Source organism: Streptomyces sp. RLB3-17 (assembly GCF_007113425.2).
Lineage (GTDB): Bacteria > Actinomycetota > Actinomycetes > Streptomycetales > Streptomycetaceae > Streptomyces > Streptomyces mirabilis_D.
In genome coordinates, this window is sequence record NZ_CP041610.2 from 10,484,375 (window position 1) to 10,503,062 (window position 18,688).

Sequence of the window (18,688 nt, forward strand, 5' to 3'; positions counted from 1 at the left end):
GGAGAGGCGCGGGGGATGGGCATGGGGATGGGGAACGACATGACGTCGAAGGGGCGGGTCACGATCCGCGAGGTGGCCGAGCGGGCCGGAGTGTCCATGGCCACGGTCTCGCGCGTGCTCAGCGGCAACCACCCGGTGCCCGCGTCCACCAGGGCCCGGGTGCTGCGCGCCGCCCGCGACCTCGACTACGTCGCCAACGCGCACGCCCGCGCCCTGGTCGGCGGCGGCCGCAAGATGGTCGCCGTCGTCCTGCGCCAGGTCACCAGTCCCTTCTACGCCCAGGTCGCCGAGGGCGTGGAGGCGGAGGCCGCCGCCCGCGGCTGGCTCTGCCTGGTCGGCACCACGGGCGGTGACCCGGGGCGCGAGCTGGAGTTCGTCCAGCTGATGCGCGAGGAGGGGGCGCGGCTGGTGATCCTGGTCGGCGGGGTCGTCGAGGACGACGCCTACCGCGAGCGCGTCGCGCACTACGCCCAGGCCCTCGCCTCGGCCGGCGCGCGGCTCGTCCTGTGCGGGAGGCCCGCGCCGGATCCCGACATCCCGGCGCTCGTCGTCGAGTTCGACAACGAGGCCGGGGCACGCGCGATCACCGGCCATCTGCTCTCGGCCGGCCACCGCCGGATCGTCTTCCTCGGCGGCCTGCCCGGCAACACGGCCCTCGACGCCCGCGTCGCCGGATACCGGGCCGCACTCGCCGAACACGGCCTGGGTCCCGAGACCGCCCACGTCGTCGACTGCGGCCTGGGCCGGGCGGCGGGCCACCGCGCGATGACGGAACTGCTCAAGGCGGGCGGGGTCCCGGGCCCCGGTGACACCGCCACCCCCGACACCGCCACCTCGGGTACCGCCACCCGCGACACCGCCACCCGCGACGCCGCCAACCCAGGTACCGCCACCCCGGACACCGCCCCCGCGCGCTTCACCGCGGTCTTCGCCGGGGACGACATGGTCGCCGCCGGAGCCCTGCGGGCCATCGCCGACGCCGGGCTGCGCGTGCCCCAGGACATCTCGGTGGTCGGCTACAACGACATCCCGCTCGCCGAGGACTTCAACCCCCCGCTCACCACCGTCCGCACCCCCGCCGAGGAACTCGGCCGCGCCGCCGTCCGCATCGCCCTGCGCGACCCCGAACACGCGGCGGGCGCCCACCACTTGCTCGGCACCCACATCGTCGTGCGCGACAGCGTCCAGCCGCCCCCGCCCGGCAGAGAAGACGGAGGATCCACTCCCGTATGACCGTCCCGCATGTGTCGCTCACCGCCCCGACGCACCTGCCGCCCCCCGACCCCACCACCTCACATGTCACCGGCTGGACCCGGGCCCACTGGGAGGCGACGGCCGACCGCCTCCTGGACGGACTGCTCCCTCACGCCTCACCCACCTCGGCCCAGTACCGGCTGCCCGGCCGGGCCAGTCACTCCGGCCCCTGGTCCGACGGCCTCGAGGGCTACGCGCGTTCCTTCCTGCTCGCCGCCTTCCGTATCGCGGGCTCCGGCGGCCGGGTGGGTCCCGCGCTGATCGAGCGTTACGCGGCGGGGCTCACCGCCGGGACGGACCCGCACGGCCCGGACCGGTGGCCGCCGATCACCGACCGGGGCCAGCCCATGGTCGAGGCCGCCTCCGTCGCGATCGCCCTGCACGAGACGCGCCCCTGGATCTGGGACCGCCTCGACGACTCCGTACGCGGCCGCGTCGTCGACTGGCTGAGCGGCTTCATCGGAGCGAGGGTCAACGACTCCAACTGGCGGCTCTTCCAGGTCATCACGGAGGAGTTCCTCGCCTCGGTCGGCGCCCCGCACAGCCGGGACGAGATCGACGCCGGTCTCGCGCGGCTGGGGGACTGGTATCGGGGGGAGGGCTGGTACACGGACGGCGACGGCCGCAAGTTCGACTACTACAACGCCTGGGCCCTGCACCTGTATCCGGTGCTGTGGGCGCGCGTCGCCGGATCGCGGGCCGACCCGGAGCTGGTCGCCGAGCACCGTGCCCGACTACGCGAATTCCTCGGCGTCCATCAGTACTTCTCCGGCGCGGACGGCGCCCCCGTGCACCAGGGCCGCTCCCTCACCTACCGCTTCGCGACCACCGCACCCCTGTGGGCGGGCGTCCTCGCCGACGCGACCCCGCTGGCACCGGGCCTGACCCGGCGCCTCGCCTCCGGAGCCCTGAAGCACTTCGCCGAACGCGGTGTGCCCGACGACAGGGGGCTGCTGTCGCTCGGCTGGTACCGCCCCTTTCTCCCGGTCACCCAGCGCTACTCGGGACCCGCCTCCCCGTACTGGGCGAGCAAGGCGTTCCTCGGCCTGCTGCTCCCCGCCGACCACCCCGTGTGGACGGCCCCCGAGGAGCCAGGACCGGTGGACACGGCCGACTCGTGCGTGGCGCTGCCCGTCCCGGGCTGGCTCCTGCACTCGACGGCCGCCGACGGCGTCGTACGCCTGGTGAACCACGGCAGCGACCGTCTGCCGCCCCCGCCCGCACCGGACGAGCACAGTCCGCACTACACGAGGTTCGCGTACGCGAGCGCGGCCGCGCCCGACACCGAGGGGGCCGGGATCGGCGCCGAGGGCGCGGGGATCGACAACCAGCTCGCGCTGGTCGCGACGGACGGCACGCGCTCCCGGCGCGGCCGGATCCATCCGCTGGGCGCGGCCGGGCGCCGCGCCGCCTCCTGGCACACGGCACGTCTGGCGGGCGCCGAGCACCGCATCGAGACGACCAGCGTGGTGCACGGTCCGTGGGAGGTCCGGGTGCACCGGGTGGCGGGGCCGCGCGGCGCGGTCGTACGGGAAGGGGGGTGGGCGCTGGCCGACGACGCCGGGCCGCCGAGGCAGGGCACGGGGCCGCGATGGGCGCGGGCGCGACGCCCGGACGGGCTGGTGAGCGCGGTCGTCGGACTGCTCGGCTGGGACGCGTCGGGAAACGGCCTGGTCGCGCGTGCCAGGGACGCCAACGCCTATGGGGTCCATTCGGCGACTCCCCATCTCGTGCTGCCCGTTCACCCCGGCGGGGTCCATCTCCTCGTCACCCTGGTGGTCCTCGGCCGCGATCCCGAACTCGTCGGTGCGAGCGCCCGGGTCACGGCCGGGGGCGGGGTTCTGATCCGCTTTCCGGACGGGACGGAGGAGGAACTGCCGGGCGGTTCTGCGGGTACGTCGATCCCGGTGGTTCCGGGAGGTCGGCCAGCGGCGGAAAGCGGCTGAGCAGGTGCGCGGCGCGCAGGAGGCGGTGGACGCGCGGCCCGTCGGAGACGACGCGGAGCCGTCCGCCGCGCTCCCGCGCCCGCGTCTCGGCGCGGCACAGTACGCGCAGGCCCGAGCAGTCGAAGAAGGCCACCCGGCGCAGATCGACCAGCACGTCCGGCTCGGCCCGAGCCGTCGCCGCCGACAGATGCTCGGCCAGCGCCTCCGCCGTCGCGATGTCGATCTCTCCCGTCACCTCGACCACGGTGAACGGACCGCGCGGATAACTGTGGGCGTAGGGGTTGGCCGAGGGAAGCCCGGAATCTGCGAGGGTCATGTGGTCTCGCTAGATACCCCGGCCTGGCCGGAAACATCCTCAGGTCGGCACGGCCACGACCCCGTTCACTCGAACGGGTGAATATTGAGGATGGTGTATTGACTGGGGATGCCGAGGCGGGCCGAGTGCCGTAGCCGTGGGACATGAGCGTTCTCGGCGAGTGGGACCGACGGCTGTTCACGCGGGTGGCCGCGGCACGGGTGCCCGGCGCGGATCCGGCGCTGCGACGGCTCAGCCGCTCGGCCGATCACGGACGTCTGTGGCTCGGCACGGCGGCCGGTCTCGCGCTCGTCGGGGGCCGGGCGCCGCGCCGGGCGGCCCTGCGGGGCGTGGGCTCGCTCGCGATCGCCTCGCTGACCGTCAACACCGTCGTGAAGTGGAGCACCCGGCGGCCCCGTCCGCTGCTGGAGCACGTGCCCTCGATCCGGCACCTGAAGCGTCAGCCGCACACCACCTCCTTCCCCTCCGGCCACTCCGCCTCGGCCGCGGCGTTCGCCACCGGAGTCGCCCTGGAGTCGGCCGGATACGGCGCCCTGGTCGCCCCCTTCGCTGCCGCCGTCGCCTTCTCGCGGGTGTACGTCGGGGTGCACTATCCCGGAGACGTGCTGGCCGGGATGGCGATCGGCGTCGCAGCCGCCGCGCTCACCTGCCGCTGGTGGCCGCCGCGCCCCGCGGTCCCGGCGCGCGAACGGCCCTCGGCGCCCGCCACCGCGCTGCCCGGCGGCGAAGGACTCGTCGTCTTCGTCAACACCCCGGCCGGGACGGGCGCGCCCGGCACACCGTTGTCGCCCGTCGAGCGGCTGCGCGGACTGCTGCCGCGGGCCGAACTGATCGAGCGCGGCCCGGACGACGACTTCGCCGCGCTGCTGGAGCGGGCGGTGGACAGGGCGGTCGAGCGGGCCGGGGCGGCGCGCGGTGCGCTCGGTGTGTGCGGGGGCGACGGCAGCGTCAACGCGGCGGCCCGCGCGGCGGCCGGGCGGGGGCTCGCCCTCGCGGTGTTCCCCGGCGGCACCCTCAACCACTTCGCCCAGGACGTCGGCGTACGGGATGTCGAGGACACCGCCGTCGCGGTCGGGCGGGGCGAGGCGGTGGCCGTGGACCTCGGCGTGGCACGGTCGGGGGCGGGGCACGAGGTGCGGTTCCTCAACATCTTCAGCATCGGGCTGTATCCCGAACTCGTCGGGATGCGGGAGCACTTGGAGCAGCGCATGGGCAAGTGGCCGGCGGCGGCCGTCGCCCTCGTCCGGGTGCTGCGCACCGCGACGCCGGTGGAACTGAGCGTCAATGGGCACCGCCGCCGGCTGTGGCTGCTCTTCGCGGGCAACGGCCGCTACGAACCCCAGGGCTTCGCTCCCGCCTACCGGCCCCGCCTGGACGACGGGCTGATCGACCTGCGCCTGATCGACGGCGAACACCGGCTCGCCCGCACCCGGGTGATCGTCTCCGCGCTCGCCGGCACGCTCGGCCGGTCCCGGGTCTATGGAGCGGAGGTGGTTCCGTGGGTCGAGCTGGCGGACCTCGACGGTACGGACACACTCGCGTACGACGGTGAAGTCGCGCCCGCGCCAACCGGGTTGAGGCTGGAGAAGGAGCGGCGGACGCTCGTCGTGTACCGGCCCTCCGTCCAGCGGAACGAACCCGCCCGGCGTCCCCGGCCGGCGGCCGCGACCGCCCGCCGCCGCAGACATGAGAGGGGCCGCCGTCTCCCTGCAGACGGCGGCCCCTCGGCCTGTGGGTGATCACACCTGACCTACAGGGTGATCACACGGGACTTACATGTGGACGGCCCGTACGGCGTCCGGGTCCGCGTCCAGGGTTCCGCGGCGGTAGAGCAGGAAGGCGATCACCGCGCCCGCGGCGAAGAAGCCGGCCGACCACCAGAAGGCGGTGGTGTAGCTCTCGATCGTCGCCTGCGCCTGCACCAGCTTGCTGGTCGCGTCCTTGCCGGCGAGGTAGCTCGTCGCGGCGCTCGCGGCCAGCGTGTTCAGCAGCGCCGTACCGATCGAACCGCCCACCTGCTGCATGGTGTTGACCGTCGCGGAGGCGACACCCGCGTCCTCCGCCGCGATCCCGCTGGTGGCCAGCGACATGGCGGGCGGCATCACGATGCCGAGGCCCGCGCCGATCAGAAGCAGCGGCGGCAGCACGGCGGTCGAGAAGTCGGAGGCGACTCCGATGCCGGTCAGCCAGGCCATGCCGCCCACCGCGATCGCGAAGCCCGCCGGGATCACGACCTTCGGTCCGATTCGCGGCACCAGGACGGTGGTGGAGACCTGGGCCATGACCATCAGGGCCGCCATCATCGGCAGGAACGCCACACCCGTCTTGGTGGGGCTGAAGCCCAGGTTCAGCTGCAGGTAGTAGGTGAGGAAGAGGAAGACGCCGAACATGCCCGCACCGGTGATCAGAACGGTGACGAAGGACGCGGCACGGTTGCGGTCGAGCAGTACGCGCATCGGCAGCAGCGGGTGCTCGGCGCGCGTCTGCCACCAGGCGAACGCGCTCAGCAGGACACCACCGGCGATGAGGAAGCCCCAGGTCAGGGGTGAACTCCAGTCGTGCGTCTCGGCGTTGGAGAAGCCGTAGACCAGGGCGAAGAGACCGGAGGAGACCAGCAGCGTGCCCGGCAGGTCGAGCTTGGAGTTCGCCGCGTCACGGTGATTGCTCAGCAGAACCCAGCCACCGGCGAAGGCGACGACCGCGAAGACGAGGTTGACGAACAGAGTCCAGCGCCAGTCGAGCGCGTCGGTCAGCACACCGCCGAGCAGGAGGCCCACCGCGCCACCGGCACCGGCGATCGCCCCGTAGACACTGAACGCCTTGGCGCGTTCCTTGGCGTCGGTGAACGTCGTGTTCAGCAGCGAGAGCGCGGCGGGCGCGAGCAGCGCGCCGAAGACACCCTGCAGGGCGCGCGCGGTGACCAGCATCCCGAAGCTGGTGGAGGCGCCGCCGAGCACCGAGGCTCCGGCGAATCCGGCGATACCGATGAGGAAGGCGGGCTTGCGTCCGAAGAGGTCGGCGATGCGTCCGCCGAGCAGCAACAGGGAGGCGAAGGCCAGCGAGTACGCCGTGACGATCCACTGCCGGTTGCCGTCGGAGAAGCCGAGGTCGGCCTGGGCGGAGGGGAGGGCGATGTTCACGATGGTGGCGTCGAGGACCACCATCAGCTGGGCGATGCCGATGATCGAGAGGATCCACCACCGCTTCGACGAGGGAGTGGACGAGCCGTCCACGGTGCCCTTGCGGGCACCTTCGGTCAGGGTCTGGGACATGGGAGAACCACTCCAGGGAAGTCGCTCAGGGATGACAGGAACATAAACGAAACTGTTTCGTACACCTCGAGACTAGAACACCCCCAGCGAAACGGCAACGTTTCGCTGGGGGTGCCGGGTGAGGCGGCCGTCACAGTGGTGGCCGGAGTCGGCCGGTTCCCGACGTGTATGCCTTGACGGGAATATAACCGTCGAGGCATATTGGGGCCCATGTCCGACTCCACCCTCTGGACCGCTCTCGCCGACCCCCACCGTCGTGCGATCGTCGCGCTGCTCCTTGAGCGCCCGCGGCCGGTCGGAGAGATCGTGGAGGCGTGCGGTCTGAGCCAGCCGAGCACGTCGAAGCATCTGCGGGTGCTCCGGGACGCGGGCCTGGTGCGCGTACGACAGGACGCGCAACGCCGTGTCTACGCCCTCGACCCGGCCCCGATCGCCGCACTCGACGCCTGGCTGACCCCGTACCGGAAGCTGTGGAACGAGAGCCTTGACGCCCTCGGCCGCCGCCTGGACAGGGCGGCGGGGGAGCCGTCGGACCCCCCGGAAGACCCCACTCCTAAGGACTGAGCCACATGTCCGCCGAACCCACCGCGCTCACCGGCACCTACCTCACCCTCGACGACGGCCGCCCCGCCGTCCGCTTCAGCCGCACCTACGACCACCCCGTCGACCGCGTCTGGCGGTTCGTGACCGACCCGGACGAACTGGTCGAGTGGTTCCCGTCCCGGGCCGAGATCGAGCTGCGCCCCGGCGGCACGATCACGTTCAGCGGCGACCCGAACATGCCCGAGTCCACGGGCCGGGTCCTCGCCGTCGACCCGCCCCGGCACCTCTCCTTCGACTGGGGCGGCGACGAGCTCCGCTTCGACCTCGACGCCCTGGACGAGAAGCGCACCCACTTCACCCTCACCCACGTCCTCGCGGCCGAGAACACCGCCGCCCGCAACGGCGCCGGCTGGGAGGTGTGTCTCGCCGCCCTGGACGCGAAGGCCCGCGGCGAGCGTTTCGAGGGCCCGCACGCCGGGGCCACCGCGCCCTGGAAGGAGATCTACGCCCGTTACGTCGAGGCCGGGGTCCCGTCCGGTGCCCCGGTGCCGGGCATGGACTGACGGCGTTCCGGTACCGGGCACGGACTGACGGCGTTCCGGTACCGGGCACGGACTGACGGCGCCCCGGTGCCGGGAGGGACCGACGGCGCCGACTCAGGCCAGCTGCCGTCGCACCAGCTCGTGCAGCCGCCCGCCCGTGTCCGCGAGCAGATGCGCGGGCGGGCCCTGCTGGGCGACCCGGCCGTCCTCCATCACGATGACACGGTCCGCGTCCAACACCGTGGACAGCCGGTGCGCGATCACGATCCGGGTGGCGTTGAGCGCCCGGGTGCTCTCGATGACCGTGCGCTGGGTCTCGTTGTCGAGCGCGCTGGTCGCCTCGTCGAAGAAGAGGATGCGGGGCCGGCGGATCAGCGCCTGCGCGATCATCAGGCGCTGCCGCTGGCCGCCCGAGATCGCGCCGCTACCGGAGACGATGGTGTGCAACCCCATCGGCATCCGCTTGATGTCCTCGGCCAGACCGGCCATCTCGGCCGCCGCCATCGCCTCCTCGGGCGTGTACGGCTCGGTGCCGCAGATGCAGTCCAGGATCGAGCCGGTGAACGGCTGGGCGTGCTGGAGCACCACACCGCACTGACGGCGTACGGCGGACTGGTCGAGCGCTCCCAGGTCCTGCCCGTCGTAGAGCACACTGCCCGAGACCGGCTTGTCGAAGCCGATCAGCAGCCGCAGCAGCGTGGACTTCCCGCAGCCGCTGGGGCCGACGATCGCCACGAACTCGCCCGGCTTGATGTCGAACGACACGTCGTCCAGGACCAGCGGGCCGTCGTCGGCGTACCGGAAGGACAGCCGCCGGGCCTCGATCGCACCGGACAGCACCCCGGGGCGGGTGCTCGCCACCCGCACCTCCGGCGTGGCGTCGAGCACCGGCTTGATCTCCTCGAACATCGGCAGCGCGGCCGCCGCCGACACGAACGCGCCGGTCACCTGGGTGACCGAGGTCAGCAGCATCGTCATCGACGTGCTGAAGGTCAGGAAGTCGGCGGCCGACAGCGAGCCGCGCGCCGGACCCGCGAGCAGCATGAACATCAGCAGCGAGCACAGCGGCAGGTACACCGCGCCCATCACCGTCGTGAGGTTCTTGATGCGGCCGACCTTCTGCTGGAGCTCACGGCTGCGCGCGAACTCGCCCGCCCAGGCGGCGTACGCGTAGTTCTCGGCCGCCGCGACCCGCAGCTTGGGCAGACCGCGCAGGGTCTGGAACGCCTGGTTGTTCAGCTTGTTGCTGAGCACGACCAGGCGGCGCTGCCAGCGCACCTGCCACAGTCCGAGCCCGAGGAACGCGGCCGCGATGACGACGAGCATGCCGATCGCGGCGAGCGCCAGGGGCACGCTGTACCAAAGGAGCAGCCCCAGGTTCATCGCGCCGACCGTGCCCGCCTGCGCGAGCGTCGGTCCGACGCCCGCGAGGAGGCGGCGGATCGCGCTGATGCCCATGGCGGCGCTGGCCAGCTCACCGGTCGAGCGGGACGTGAAGAACTTCGTGGGCAGCCGGAGCAGCCGGTCCCACACGGCCGGTTGGAGCGTCGCCTCGATCCGCCCCTCCATCCGCAGCATCGTGAGGTTCTGGAGCAGCATGAACGCCGCCGACACGATGCTGGTGACCATGATGGCCAGACAGACCTGCACGATCAGTCCGTGCTGGGCCTTGGGCACGTACTCGCCGAGCACCTGGCCGGTGGCGATCGGCACCAGCGCGCCGATCGCGACGGTGACGAGACCGCTGATCGCGAGGTTGCGCAGGTCGCCGCCCGTGCCCTGGAGGCAGAAGCGCAGCAGCCGCAGCGGGCTCAGCTTCCGCTCGGGCAGCGGCCGGTAGAACATCACGGCCCGCGCCCCGAACTCCGGCGCGTTGGCCTTCTCGACCGGGGTCTCTCGCCCCGAAGACGGCTGTACGGCCACGTATCCGCCGCGCCGCCACAGCAGCGCGACCGGGGAGCCCGACACGGCGCGGTGGCCCACCAGCGGGCCGATGTTGTCGCGCCACCAGCGCCCGTCGAGGCGTACGGCACGGGTGCGGACGCGCGAGGCGAGCGCGATCCGCTCCACCGGGTCGAGCCGGTCGCTCTCCGTGCCGCTGTGCGCGGACTCGGCGAGGGTGATCCCGGACGCGCGGGCGACCAGCTTGCAGGCGGCGTACGTGGCGTCCGCGTCGGCCGCCGTCGGGCGCTTGGACGACTTGCCGATCGACGCCAGCAGGGTCCGGTCGGCCTGGGCGCGGACGGCCTCGCCCGCCTTGATGCCCGCCGCCGTACGGTCCTCGTGGCTGGCCTCCAACTGCTCGATCCAGCGGTCGAGCGTGGACAGCAGCCGGTACTGCTGGTCGACCATGCCCTGCCAGACACCGGAGTCCATCAGCAGATCGGCCGCCGCCTCGGCGCCGTACAGGGAGCCGTACTGGACACTCCCGGGCGGCACCTGCATCCAGAAGACGTCGTCGTCGGTCAGCGCGGCGGCGTTCTCCGTGGCCATCGGCGCCTGGAACAGAATGGACAGGCTGCGGCCGACGCCGAGGGCGAGGGCGTACTCCAGCGGGCTCGACGTCGGCGGTACGTACTGGGGGTTGCCGTAGTCGTCGTAGGACCAGGTCTGGGTGTCCACCGGCTGGTACAGCTCGCGCAGCACGATCCGGCGCACCACACAGTCCCGCAACGGCCGCCCCACGAGGGTGTGTTGTGGGCCCGCGACGGGGCCGAGCAGCAGGGAGCCCGCTTCGAGGCGGCCGAGGTGGTGCCAGTGGCCCTGCTGGACGGCATCGACCGCGAACAGGTCCATGGCACCCGCCGCCACCAGCCAGAGGACCTGCGGTCCTTCCAGATCGAGGCGGCCGAGGCCGGAGCAGTCGACCGGCGTTCCCATGCCGCCGAGCGCGCCGAGGACGAGGTCTCCCTCGCGTGCGCCCTCGTGAACCGTGGTCATCTCATCGCTCCTTGACCAGCTCGGCGTACGGACCGCCGGCCGCCACCAGGGCTTCGTGCCGCCCGCGTTCCACGATCGTGCCGTGCTGCAGCACGACGATCTCGTCGCTGTCGCGCACGGTGCTGAGCCGGTGCGCGATCACCACACAGGCGCAGCCGCGCTTGCGCAGGTTGTCGATGACCGTCTGCTCGGTCTCGGCGTCCAGCGCGCTGGTCACCTCGTCGAGCACCAGGATGCTGGGCCGGCGCACCAACGCCCGTGCGATCTCCAGGCGTTGGCGCTGGCCACCGGAGAAGTTGCGGCCGTCCTGCTCGACCCGGCTGTGGATGCCACCGGGGCGGCGCGTGACGACCTCGTACAGCGCCGCGTCCTCCAACGCCGCGACTACGGCCTCGTCGGGGATGGACGGATCCCACAGGGCCACGTTGTCGCGGACCGTCCCCTCGAAGAGGAACACGTCCTGGTCGACGAAGGAGACGGAGGCGGCGAGCGCGCCGCGCGGGATGTCCTCCAGCCGCTGCCCGTCGATGCGGATCGTGCCCTCCCACGGGGCGTACAGGCCCGATATGAGCCTGGAGACCGTGGACTTGCCGCTGCCCGAGCCGCCGACCAGGGCCACCTGCTGGCCCGGGCCGACCGTCAGGGAGAAGCCGGTGAGCAGGGGTTTGTCGAGCGGGCTGTAGCCGAACGTGATGTTCTCCAGCTCGACATGACCCTGGAGCCGGCGGGTGGACTCGCCGCTGCCGGAGCGGGCGTAGAGCGGGTCGGTCTGGAAGTTCTCGACGTCCTTGAGCCGGGCCACGTCGGCGGCGAAGTCCTGGATGCGGCCCGCGACGCCGTTGAGCCGGGTGAGGGGCGCGGTGAAGCGGGTGACCAGGGCCTGGAAGGCGACGAGCAGACCGACGGAGATGTGCCCCTCGACCGCCCGCAGACCGCCGATCCACAGGATCAGCGCGGAGTTGAGCGTCGCGAGCGTCGGTGCGACCACGCCCAGCCAGGCGCTCGGCACCCCGAGGCGCTGCTGCTCCTCCAGAGTGGTCGCGTGCTGCCCGGCCCACTTGCGGAAGTAGCCGTCCTCCCCGCCGGTCGCCTTCATCGTCTCGATCAACTGGAGCCCGGTGTAGGCGGTGTTGGTGAGGCGCGCGTTGTCGGCGCGCAGCTTCGCCGTACGGGTGGCGCGCAGCCGGATCACCACGCGCATCGCGATCACGTTGAGCAGCGCGACGCCGATGCCCACGGCCGTGAGCTGTGGGTCGTAGGTGTAGAGGAGCACCGCGTACAGGACGACCACGATCGCGTCCACGCCGGCCGCCGCGAGGTCCCGGGCCAGGGTCTCGGCCACCGCGTCGTTCGACTGGAGCCGCTGCACCAGGTCGGCCGGGCTGCGCTGGGAGAAGAAGGTGACGGGCAGCCGCAGCAGATGGCGCAGGAAGCGGGCGCTGGAGAGGGTGGAGGAGATGATCCGGCCGTGCAGCAGGTTCGCCTGCTGGAGCCAGGTCAGCACGACGGTCAGCGCCACACAGGCGCCCATCGACGCGAACAGCACGCCCAGCAACGAGGTCCGGCCGCCGATGAGATACGTGTCGATGTACGTCCGGCTCAGCGCGGGGACCGCCGCGCCGACCGCGACCAGCAGCAGGCTCGCCAGCACGGCCGCGGGCATCGTGCCCGAGGTGCCGCGCAGCCGGGCCGGCATGGCGCCCAGGACGCCCGGCTTGCGGCCGCCCTTGTGGAAGTCCGGCCCCGGCTCCATGACCAGAACCACACCCGTGAAGCTGGTGTCGAAGTCCTCCATCGGCACGAAACGGCGGCCCTTGCCGGGGTCGTTGATGTGCACGCCGCGCCGTCCGAAGCGGCGGCCCATGCCGTCGTAGACGACGTAGTGGTTGAACTCCCAGAACAGGATCGCGGGCGCCTTCACCTCGGCGAGCGCGGCCGTGTCCATCTGCATGCCCTTGGCCGTGAGGCCGTAACTGCGCGCCGCCTTGAGGAGGTTGCTGGCGCGCGAGCCGTCCCGGGAGACACCGCAGGCGATGCGCAGCTCTTCGAGGGGGAGGTGGCGGCCGTAGTGGCCGAGCACCATGGCCAGGGAGGCGGCGCCGCACTCCACGGCCTCCATCTGGAGGACGGTGGGGGTGCGGACCGTCTTCCCCTTCGCCTTGGGGACTGTGCGCTTGGGCGGGGCGGTGCGGCGTCTGCTCCGGGTGTCTGGTGCGGTGGTCACGGCAGGAGCCAATCGACGGGGCGCTGATCGGCCAGGCGGATCGAACCCGTGGCCAGGGTCATGGAGGTGAGCGCGAACGGCGGCCCGTCGGCCGAGGACCACTTCAGGCCGCTCTTCGTCGCGGCGGAGCGGTCGAGGCGGACCAGGACGGCCACCGGCCTGCCCTTCTTGGAGAGCTGTTCGCCGAGTTGGCTGTCACCGAGGAAGGAGGAGATCTGCTGGGGGGTCTGCACGCTCCGGCCGACCGCCTTCACATGGCCGCGCAGTACCCCGTACTGCTGGGTCGGCACCGACTGCACGGTGAGGTCGACCGCGGCGTTCGCGGGGATGGTGGCGGCGCTCTCGGCGGGCACGTACACCGTCGCGTAGAGCGGATCGTCGGCGTGGGCGACCTTCTCCACGGCGGCGACGTTCGCGCCGGTCGAGATGATCGCGCCGATGGTGGCGGCGAGCGCGGTGACGCGTCCCGCGGCGACCGTGCGGACGACGGTCGTACCGCCCTGGGTCGTACGGACCTTGAGCACCGGCGCGTTCGCGGCGAGCCGTTCGCCCTCCTGGGCGACGACCTCGGTGACCTGCCCCGCGACGGGGCTCTGCAGGATGTAGCTGCCCTCGCCGTGGGTGAGGACGGCGGGCGCGCTCACGGTGGACGCCACCGTGCCCGTCACGGCCCAGACGGACGCCGCCGCCATGACGACCACCGTCACGGACAGGGCGAGCCAGCCCTGGGGGCGGGCGAAGCGCACCGGAAGGTCGAGCTCTTCGGGCGACTGCAGCTTGGCGAGGGCCTGTTGGCGGAACTGCACGGGACTTCCCTCACCTGTTCGAGAGGTTTACGGCATCCGAGAAGTCCCGGAACCGGGGAGTGGTTCCGGGACTCAACGGCACTGAAACGCGATCAGAGACCGGCGACCAGGCCCGTGACCGGGGCGGTGTTGAGGCCGGTGACACCCTCGACGGTGCCGACAACCGTGTTGACCAGGCCGGAGACCGGGGCAACACCGTCGACCAGGCCGGTGACGGTGCCGACGGCGTTCAGCGACAGACCGCCGGAGACGTTGTCGAGGTCGGCGTCCGAGATCTCGGCGGTGGCAACCTGGGGGGTGGAGTTCATGAGGGAACTTCCCTTCGTATGGATATTCATAAGGGGGAGAGCGGCCCCCCTCTGGGGACAGATGACGGCCGCCACCGCGGGGGTGCGGCACCCGATTCCGGGCGCTGTGCGGCGCCCGTTCCCGGATGCCTGGCTGCGACCTCCGCGGTGCAACGGATCAAAGCACGCTCGAGGTGCGCGCATCCAATCAACCGGGGCTCTCACCTGCGGACTTGAGCGTGGCCAGGGCCCAACCGTGCAGGTGTGCGCACGTCTCGGCAGTCAGTTCTTCACATGCTGCACGGCATTGTTCCGTCCCCGCGCTTGTCGCCCCGCACTCGAAAGGGACAGTCCCACCGCAATGGCGCGGAGGGGGGCGCGCGAGTGTGCAGATCTGCTGTCCACCGTGACGCGCCTGCGTATTCGATGTGCAGATTCCCTGAAGCCAGGATTCCGTTCCTGCCGGAAGACGGACCGTCACCGATCGGTAGCGCAACGTGCCGGATCCGCCGCTCACTCGGTGTAATGGCCCGATTGCCTGGTATTTCATGGGTTTGGTCGAGCCAACTCAGCTCTTTTTTAAACACAGTTGAACAGCCCTCGCGGCCCACGCGTATCAACAGGCATCCAGGCGCCCCCTAGTCAGCCGCCGGACGGTGGCCTCGACCCCGTCCCCAGGAGGTCAAAGAGTTGAGTCACAAAAGGATTCCCAAGCGCAAGGCCGCCATCGCTGTCGGAGGCGTCGCGGCGCTCGGAGCGGCGGCTCTGCTGCTGCCCCACGCCAACGCCTCGCAGACCGACGCGAAGGGCGCCGCTCCTAAGACGCTGAAGTCCGCGGACGCCTCGAACCTGGCCTCGCTCCTCGCCTCCCAGCTCGGTGACGCCTTCGGCGGCGCGTACTGGGACGCCTCGAAGCAGCAGGTCATCGTCAATGTCGTCGGCAACAACAGCAATGTCGTCAACACCGTCGAGAAGGCCGGCGCCGTTCCCCGCAGCGTCAACAACAGCCTGTCCGCGCTCAAGACGGCTGCCAAGACACTGAAGTCCGACGCGACCATCCCCGGCACCGCCTGGTCGATCGACCCCAAGACGAACCAGGTCCAGGTCACCGCCGACAGCACCGTCACGGGTGCGAAGTGGGCCAAGCTGACGTCGACCGTCGACTCGCTCGGCTCTGGCGTGGCCACGGTCAAGAAGTCCGCCGGTACGTTCAAGACGTTCGTGTCGGGCGGTGACGCCATCTTCGCCCAGGCGAACGGCGGCGGCGTCCGCTGCTCCCTCGGCTTCAACGTCACAGCGAGCGACGGCGCCCCCGCCTTCCTCACCGCCGGGCACTGCGGTGTCGCGGCCAAGCAGTGGTCGGACTCGCAGAACGGCCAGCCGATCGCGACCGTCGACCAGGCCACCTTCCCCGGCGCCGGCGACTTCTCGCTCGTGAAGTACGACGACCCCGCCACCCAGACGGTGAGCGAGGTGAACGAAGGCAACGGGAAGACCGTCCAGATCACCCAGGCGGCGGACGCCACGGTCGGTCAGCAGGTCCTCCGGATGGGCAGCACCACCGGTCTGCACGACGGCTCGGTCACCGGTCTCGACGCCACCGTCAACTTCCAGAGCGAAACCGTTCCCGGCGGTGTCGACACCGTCACCGGTCTCATACAGACCAACGTCTGCGCCGAGGCGGGCGACAGCGGCGGCTCCCTGTTCACCGCGGACGGCAGCGCGGTCGGACTGACCTCCGGCGGCAGCGGCGACTGCACCGCCGGTGGCGAGACCTTCTTCCAGCCCGTGACCGCCGCCCTCCAGGCGACCGGCGCGACGCTCGGCGCGGGTGGCGCCGCGGGTGCCGGCGGCGCGAGCGCCGCGGCGACCGACCCGGCGGCCACCGACCCCGCGGCCACCGACCCGGCAGCGACCGATCCGGCGGCGACCGACCCCGCGGCCACCGACCCGGCAGCCACGGACCCGGCGGCGACCGACCCCGCGGCCACCGACCCGGCAGCCACCGACCCGGCCGCGGGCGGCCAGTCCGGGACCGGCAGCGGCCAGTCCAGCACCGGTATGAACGCCGGCTCCGGCCTGGTGACCAGCACCCCGTGACACCGGTGACCACGAGCCACTGACCCGGCCGTGCCAACACGGCCCGGTCGGCAGTGGAAGGGTCCGGCCCTCCGGCGGGAGGGCCGGACCCCACCGTGTTTCCCCCGCCGCTCACGAGAGGGCCGGACGCCGAGGGTTTCCGGTACCGCTCAGTCGTGCGGACGCACCCGCAACAGAAGCAGCGCCACGTCGTCGAGCCGCTCCTGCGTCACCGCCCCGGTCTGCTCGACGAGACGGTCGGCCAGCGCGTTCAGCGACAGGTCACCGCCCTCGGCGAGTTTGCGACCGAGGTCGGCCAGGGCGTCCTCGATGTCCACGCCGGGCGACTCGATCAGACCGTCGGTGTACAGGGCGAGGACCGAACCGGGGACGAGCGGGACCTCGGTCGTCGGATACGTGGCGGCCGCGTCGATCCCCAGCAGTGGCCCACCGGCCAGGTCGAGCACCCGGACCCGTCCGTCCGGCCGCAGCAGCAGCGGCGGCGGATGACCCGCGCGCGACATGACGGCCACCTCGCGCGCCGGGTCGAGACGCAGATAGAGACAGCTCGCGAACAGCTCGGCCCCCAGGTCGATCAGCAGCCGGTTGGTGCTGCGCATGACCTCCTCCGGCGGCTGGCCGACGGTCGTGTACGCCCGTACGGCCGTGCGGATCTGCCCCATCAGGCCCGCCGCCGTCACGTTGTGCCCCTGCACGTCACCGATGACCGCGGCGGCCAGACCGTGCGAGGGCACCAGGTCGTAGAAGTCCCCGCCGATCTCCATCCCCTGAGTGGCCGGGAGATAGCGCGCGGCCGCCTCGATCGAGGGCAGCGTGGGCAACGAGTGCGGCAACAGCGCGGCTTGCAGACCATGCGCCAGCTGCAGCTTGGCGTCGTAGAGCAGGGCCCGCTCCAGGGCCTGCGCGATCAGACCGCAGAGGCTGGTCAGTACGGCACGCTCCTCCGCCGGGAAGGTGTGCGGTTCCGCGTACCCGAGGACGCAGGTGCCCACCGGCCGTCCGGACGCGATCAGCGGCAGATACGCCCACGCCGCCATCCCGTCGGGCGTCGCGCTCCGGTCCGGGTAGAGGCGCTCCAGCTGCTGACGGGAGTCGAAGAACGCCGGCACCCCGGTCTTGAGGGCCTGGGTGCCCGGAGTCTGCGCGCTCAGTGGCACCCCGTGCCAGCGCTCCACGATGTGCGCGTCCGCGTAACCCCGGTGGCCGAGCACGTGCAGGCGGCCGGATCGCGAGCCGAGGACGACCAGGGCCTTGCTGCCGACGGCCGGCGCGATCTCGTCCGCCACCAGCTGCACCACGTCCTCGACCCCCGCCGCCTGGGTGAGCGCGCCCGCCAGACTCAGCACCTGGCTGATGGTCACCAGGCGCGGGGTGGTGTCGTCCTCGCCGTGCCGCGACTCGACGCGCCCCATCTCGGCCACCGCCCGGGCCCGGGAGATGCGCACGCTCAGGCCGGTCGTATTCGGATAGAGCCGGAACGACAGCCAGTTGCCGGGCGGCCGCAGCGCCACGAACGACGTCACGTGCTGGCTGATCAGCGCGGCCCGGTAACGGTCCTCGTAGACGGGGTCGTTGAGCCAGGGCACCGACGCCCACAGCTGGGTGCCCAGCAGCTCGCTGACCGGGACGCCGAGCATGTCCGCCGTCGCGGCGTTGGCGAAACTGACCCGGCCGTTCAGGTCCAGGGCACACAGCCCGTACGGCAACCGCGCCACCATCCGCGCCGCCTCCAGCGTGCCGAGCACGCCGGTGGCCGGAGCCGCGGACGGAGCCAGCAGATCCGGCTCGGGATGGACCGGCCGCCGCTCCGCCGCCGCCCGCTCCAGACGCAGCGCGAGCCGGGCGCAGGACGCGGTGAGATGGTCACGCTCCCGGTCGGAGAGGTCCACGGGATGCGAGCCGGGCCAGGTCACGAAGACGGCGCCGTACACGGTGCCCGCGGTCGCCACCGGGAGGGCGGCCAGCGCGAAGGGGTACGGCAGGACCACGGCGATCCGGGGGAAGCGGCGGGCCATCTCCTCCTCGCCACCGACCCAGACCAGCCGCCGCTCGCGCACCGCCACCGCGACCGGGATCGGCGCGTTGAGCCCCACCCGCTCCCACGGCGCCGCGAACGACCTGGGCATGCCCGCCATGACCGCCATCTCCAGCACGGCCTCACCCGGCGTCAGCAGGTACACCGCCCCGGAGTGGGCGTGGACCTCCTCCATCATCGAGGCCAGCGTCAGCGACAGCAGCGGCCGCCCGACCGGCGTCCGCCGACCCGCCGGCGCCTGTACGGACCCCTGCCAGTCGGACACGCCGACCACCTCCTCGCAGGGCCGCGCGACGGGACTCAGGGATCAAGGCTCCCTCGTGACGGCCCTTCCCGCACGGCGAACGCCACGCGCGGCACAGGGTGCCGCTTGCGGGCTCCGCCGCAGGCCCGACGGCCCCGGAACCGTCGCAGGGGCTGCGC

At 72.2% G+C, this 18,688-nt stretch carries 12 protein-coding genes and 1 pseudogene; 6 read left to right on the forward strand and 7 right to left on the reverse strand.

The window, feature by feature from the left end; genetic code table 11:
• The first annotated feature begins 39 nt into the window (after positions 1-39).
• Positions 40-1,233 carry a LacI family DNA-binding transcriptional regulator gene (locus tag FNV62_RS47230; protein WP_143604248.1) on the forward strand — a complete coding sequence of 398 codons (1,194 nt, stop codon included), beginning with the start codon at positions 40-42 and terminating at the stop codon, positions 1,231-1,233.
• On the forward strand, positions 1,230-3,200 hold the full coding sequence (locus FNV62_RS47235) for a DUF2264 domain-containing protein (RefSeq protein ID WP_225900642.1): 1,971 nt from the start codon (positions 1,230-1,232) through the stop codon (positions 3,198-3,200). The genes FNV62_RS47230 and FNV62_RS47235 overlap by 4 nt, the downstream gene beginning before the upstream one ends.
• Before the next feature lie 19 nt (positions 3,201-3,219).
• Here the strand turns inward: FNV62_RS47235 and FNV62_RS47240 are convergent.
• Positions 3,220-3,516 (reverse strand): annotated as a pseudogene (locus FNV62_RS47240) (STAS domain-containing protein); the annotation flags it as partial.
• 143 nt (positions 3,517-3,659) lie between these two features.
• Between FNV62_RS47240 and FNV62_RS47245 the strand changes: the two are divergent.
• Positions 3,660-5,255, forward strand: a complete 1,596-nt coding sequence (locus FNV62_RS47245; protein WP_144316227.1) for a bifunctional phosphatase PAP2/diacylglycerol kinase family protein — start codon at positions 3,660-3,662, stop codon at positions 5,253-5,255.
• A 33-nt stretch (positions 5,256-5,288) separates the two neighbouring features.
• On the opposite strand, the gene FNV62_RS47250 is transcribed toward FNV62_RS47245, so the two are convergent.
• Entirely contained in the window at positions 5,289-6,788 is a 1,500-nt protein-coding gene (locus tag FNV62_RS47250; RefSeq protein ID WP_060900900.1) for an MFS transporter, read from the reverse strand.
• A gap of 210 nt (positions 6,789-6,998) precedes the next feature.
• Between FNV62_RS47250 and FNV62_RS47255 the strand changes: the two genes are divergently transcribed.
• Together FNV62_RS47255 and FNV62_RS47260 are read left to right on the forward strand one after the other, a co-directional pair.
• Positions 6,999-7,352, forward strand: coding sequence for an ArsR/SmtB family transcription factor (locus FNV62_RS47255; protein ID WP_143629648.1), 354 nt, complete (start codon positions 6,999-7,001; stop codon positions 7,350-7,352).
• A gap of 5 nt (positions 7,353-7,357) precedes the next feature.
• On the forward strand, positions 7,358-7,894 hold the full coding sequence (locus tag FNV62_RS47260) for an SRPBCC family protein (protein ID WP_143604254.1): 537 nt from the start codon (positions 7,358-7,360) through the stop codon (positions 7,892-7,894).
• Between the two features lie 93 nt (positions 7,895-7,987).
• Here the strand turns inward: FNV62_RS47260 and FNV62_RS47265 are convergent, their stop codons facing one another.
• From FNV62_RS47265 to FNV62_RS47280, 4 genes are all read right to left on the reverse strand, one after another.
• On the reverse strand, positions 7,988-10,813 hold the full coding sequence (locus FNV62_RS47265; RefSeq protein ID WP_097287904.1) for an NHLP bacteriocin export ABC transporter permease/ATPase subunit: 2,826 nt from the start codon (positions 10,811-10,813) through the stop codon (positions 7,988-7,990).
• 1 nt (position 10,814) lies between these two features.
• Positions 10,815-13,037 (reverse strand): NHLP family bacteriocin export ABC transporter peptidase/permease/ATPase subunit, encoded by a 2,223-nt coding sequence (locus FNV62_RS47270; RefSeq protein ID WP_054236566.1) that lies wholly within the window; start codon positions 13,035-13,037, stop codon positions 10,815-10,817.
• Positions 13,034-13,843: an HlyD family efflux transporter periplasmic adaptor subunit gene (locus tag FNV62_RS47275; RefSeq protein ID WP_144316228.1), complete on the reverse strand. Its 810-nt coding sequence runs from the start codon at positions 13,841-13,843 to the stop codon at positions 13,034-13,036. Before FNV62_RS47275 ends, FNV62_RS47270 begins: the two co-directional genes overlap by 4 nt.
• Positions 13,844-13,935: 92 nt before the next feature.
• Positions 13,936-14,151, reverse strand: coding sequence for a hypothetical protein (locus FNV62_RS47280; protein ID WP_054236564.1), 216 nt, complete (start codon positions 14,149-14,151; stop codon positions 13,936-13,938).
• 669 nt (positions 14,152-14,820) lie between these two features.
• Between FNV62_RS47280 and FNV62_RS47285 the strand changes: the two genes are divergently transcribed.
• Entirely contained in the window at positions 14,821-16,230 is a 1,410-nt protein-coding gene (locus tag FNV62_RS47285; RefSeq protein WP_179858408.1) for a S1 family peptidase, read from the forward strand.
• Positions 16,231-16,379: 149 nt separating this feature from the next.
• Here the strand turns inward: FNV62_RS47285 and FNV62_RS47290 are convergent, their stop codons facing one another.
• Complete coding sequence (locus tag FNV62_RS47290) at positions 16,380-18,539, reverse strand: SpoIIE family protein phosphatase (protein ID WP_143629652.1); 2,160 nt, start codon at positions 18,537-18,539, stop codon at positions 16,380-16,382.
• Positions 18,540-18,688: the final 149 nt, after the last annotated feature.

What these genes read in the sequence shown, in the direction of transcription:
- FNV62_RS47230 (WP_143604248.1), top strand. Translation starts at nt 40, where the DNA reads ATGACGTCGAAGGGGCGGGTCACGATCCGCGAGGTGGCCGAGCGGGCC.
- FNV62_RS47235 (WP_225900642.1), top strand. Translation starts at nt 1,230, where the DNA reads ATGACCGTCCCGCATGTGTCGCTCACCGCCCCGACGCACCTGCCGCCC.
- FNV62_RS47245 (WP_144316227.1), top strand. Translation starts at nt 3,660, where the DNA reads ATGAGCGTTCTCGGCGAGTGGGACCGACGGCTGTTCACGCGGGTGGCC.
- FNV62_RS47250 (WP_060900900.1), bottom strand. Translation starts at nt 6,788, where the DNA reads ATGTCCCAGACCCTGACCGAAGGTGCCCGCAAGGGCACCGTGGACGGC.
- FNV62_RS47255 (WP_143629648.1), top strand. Translation starts at nt 6,999, where the DNA reads ATGTCCGACTCCACCCTCTGGACCGCTCTCGCCGACCCCCACCGTCGT.
- FNV62_RS47260 (WP_143604254.1), top strand. Translation starts at nt 7,358, where the DNA reads ATGTCCGCCGAACCCACCGCGCTCACCGGCACCTACCTCACCCTCGAC.
- FNV62_RS47265 (WP_097287904.1), bottom strand. Translation starts at nt 10,813, where the DNA reads ATGACCACGGTTCACGAGGGCGCACGCGAGGGAGACCTCGTCCTCGGC.
- FNV62_RS47280 (WP_054236564.1), bottom strand. Translation starts at nt 14,151, where the DNA reads ATGAACTCCACCCCCCAGGTTGCCACCGCCGAGATCTCGGACGCCGAC.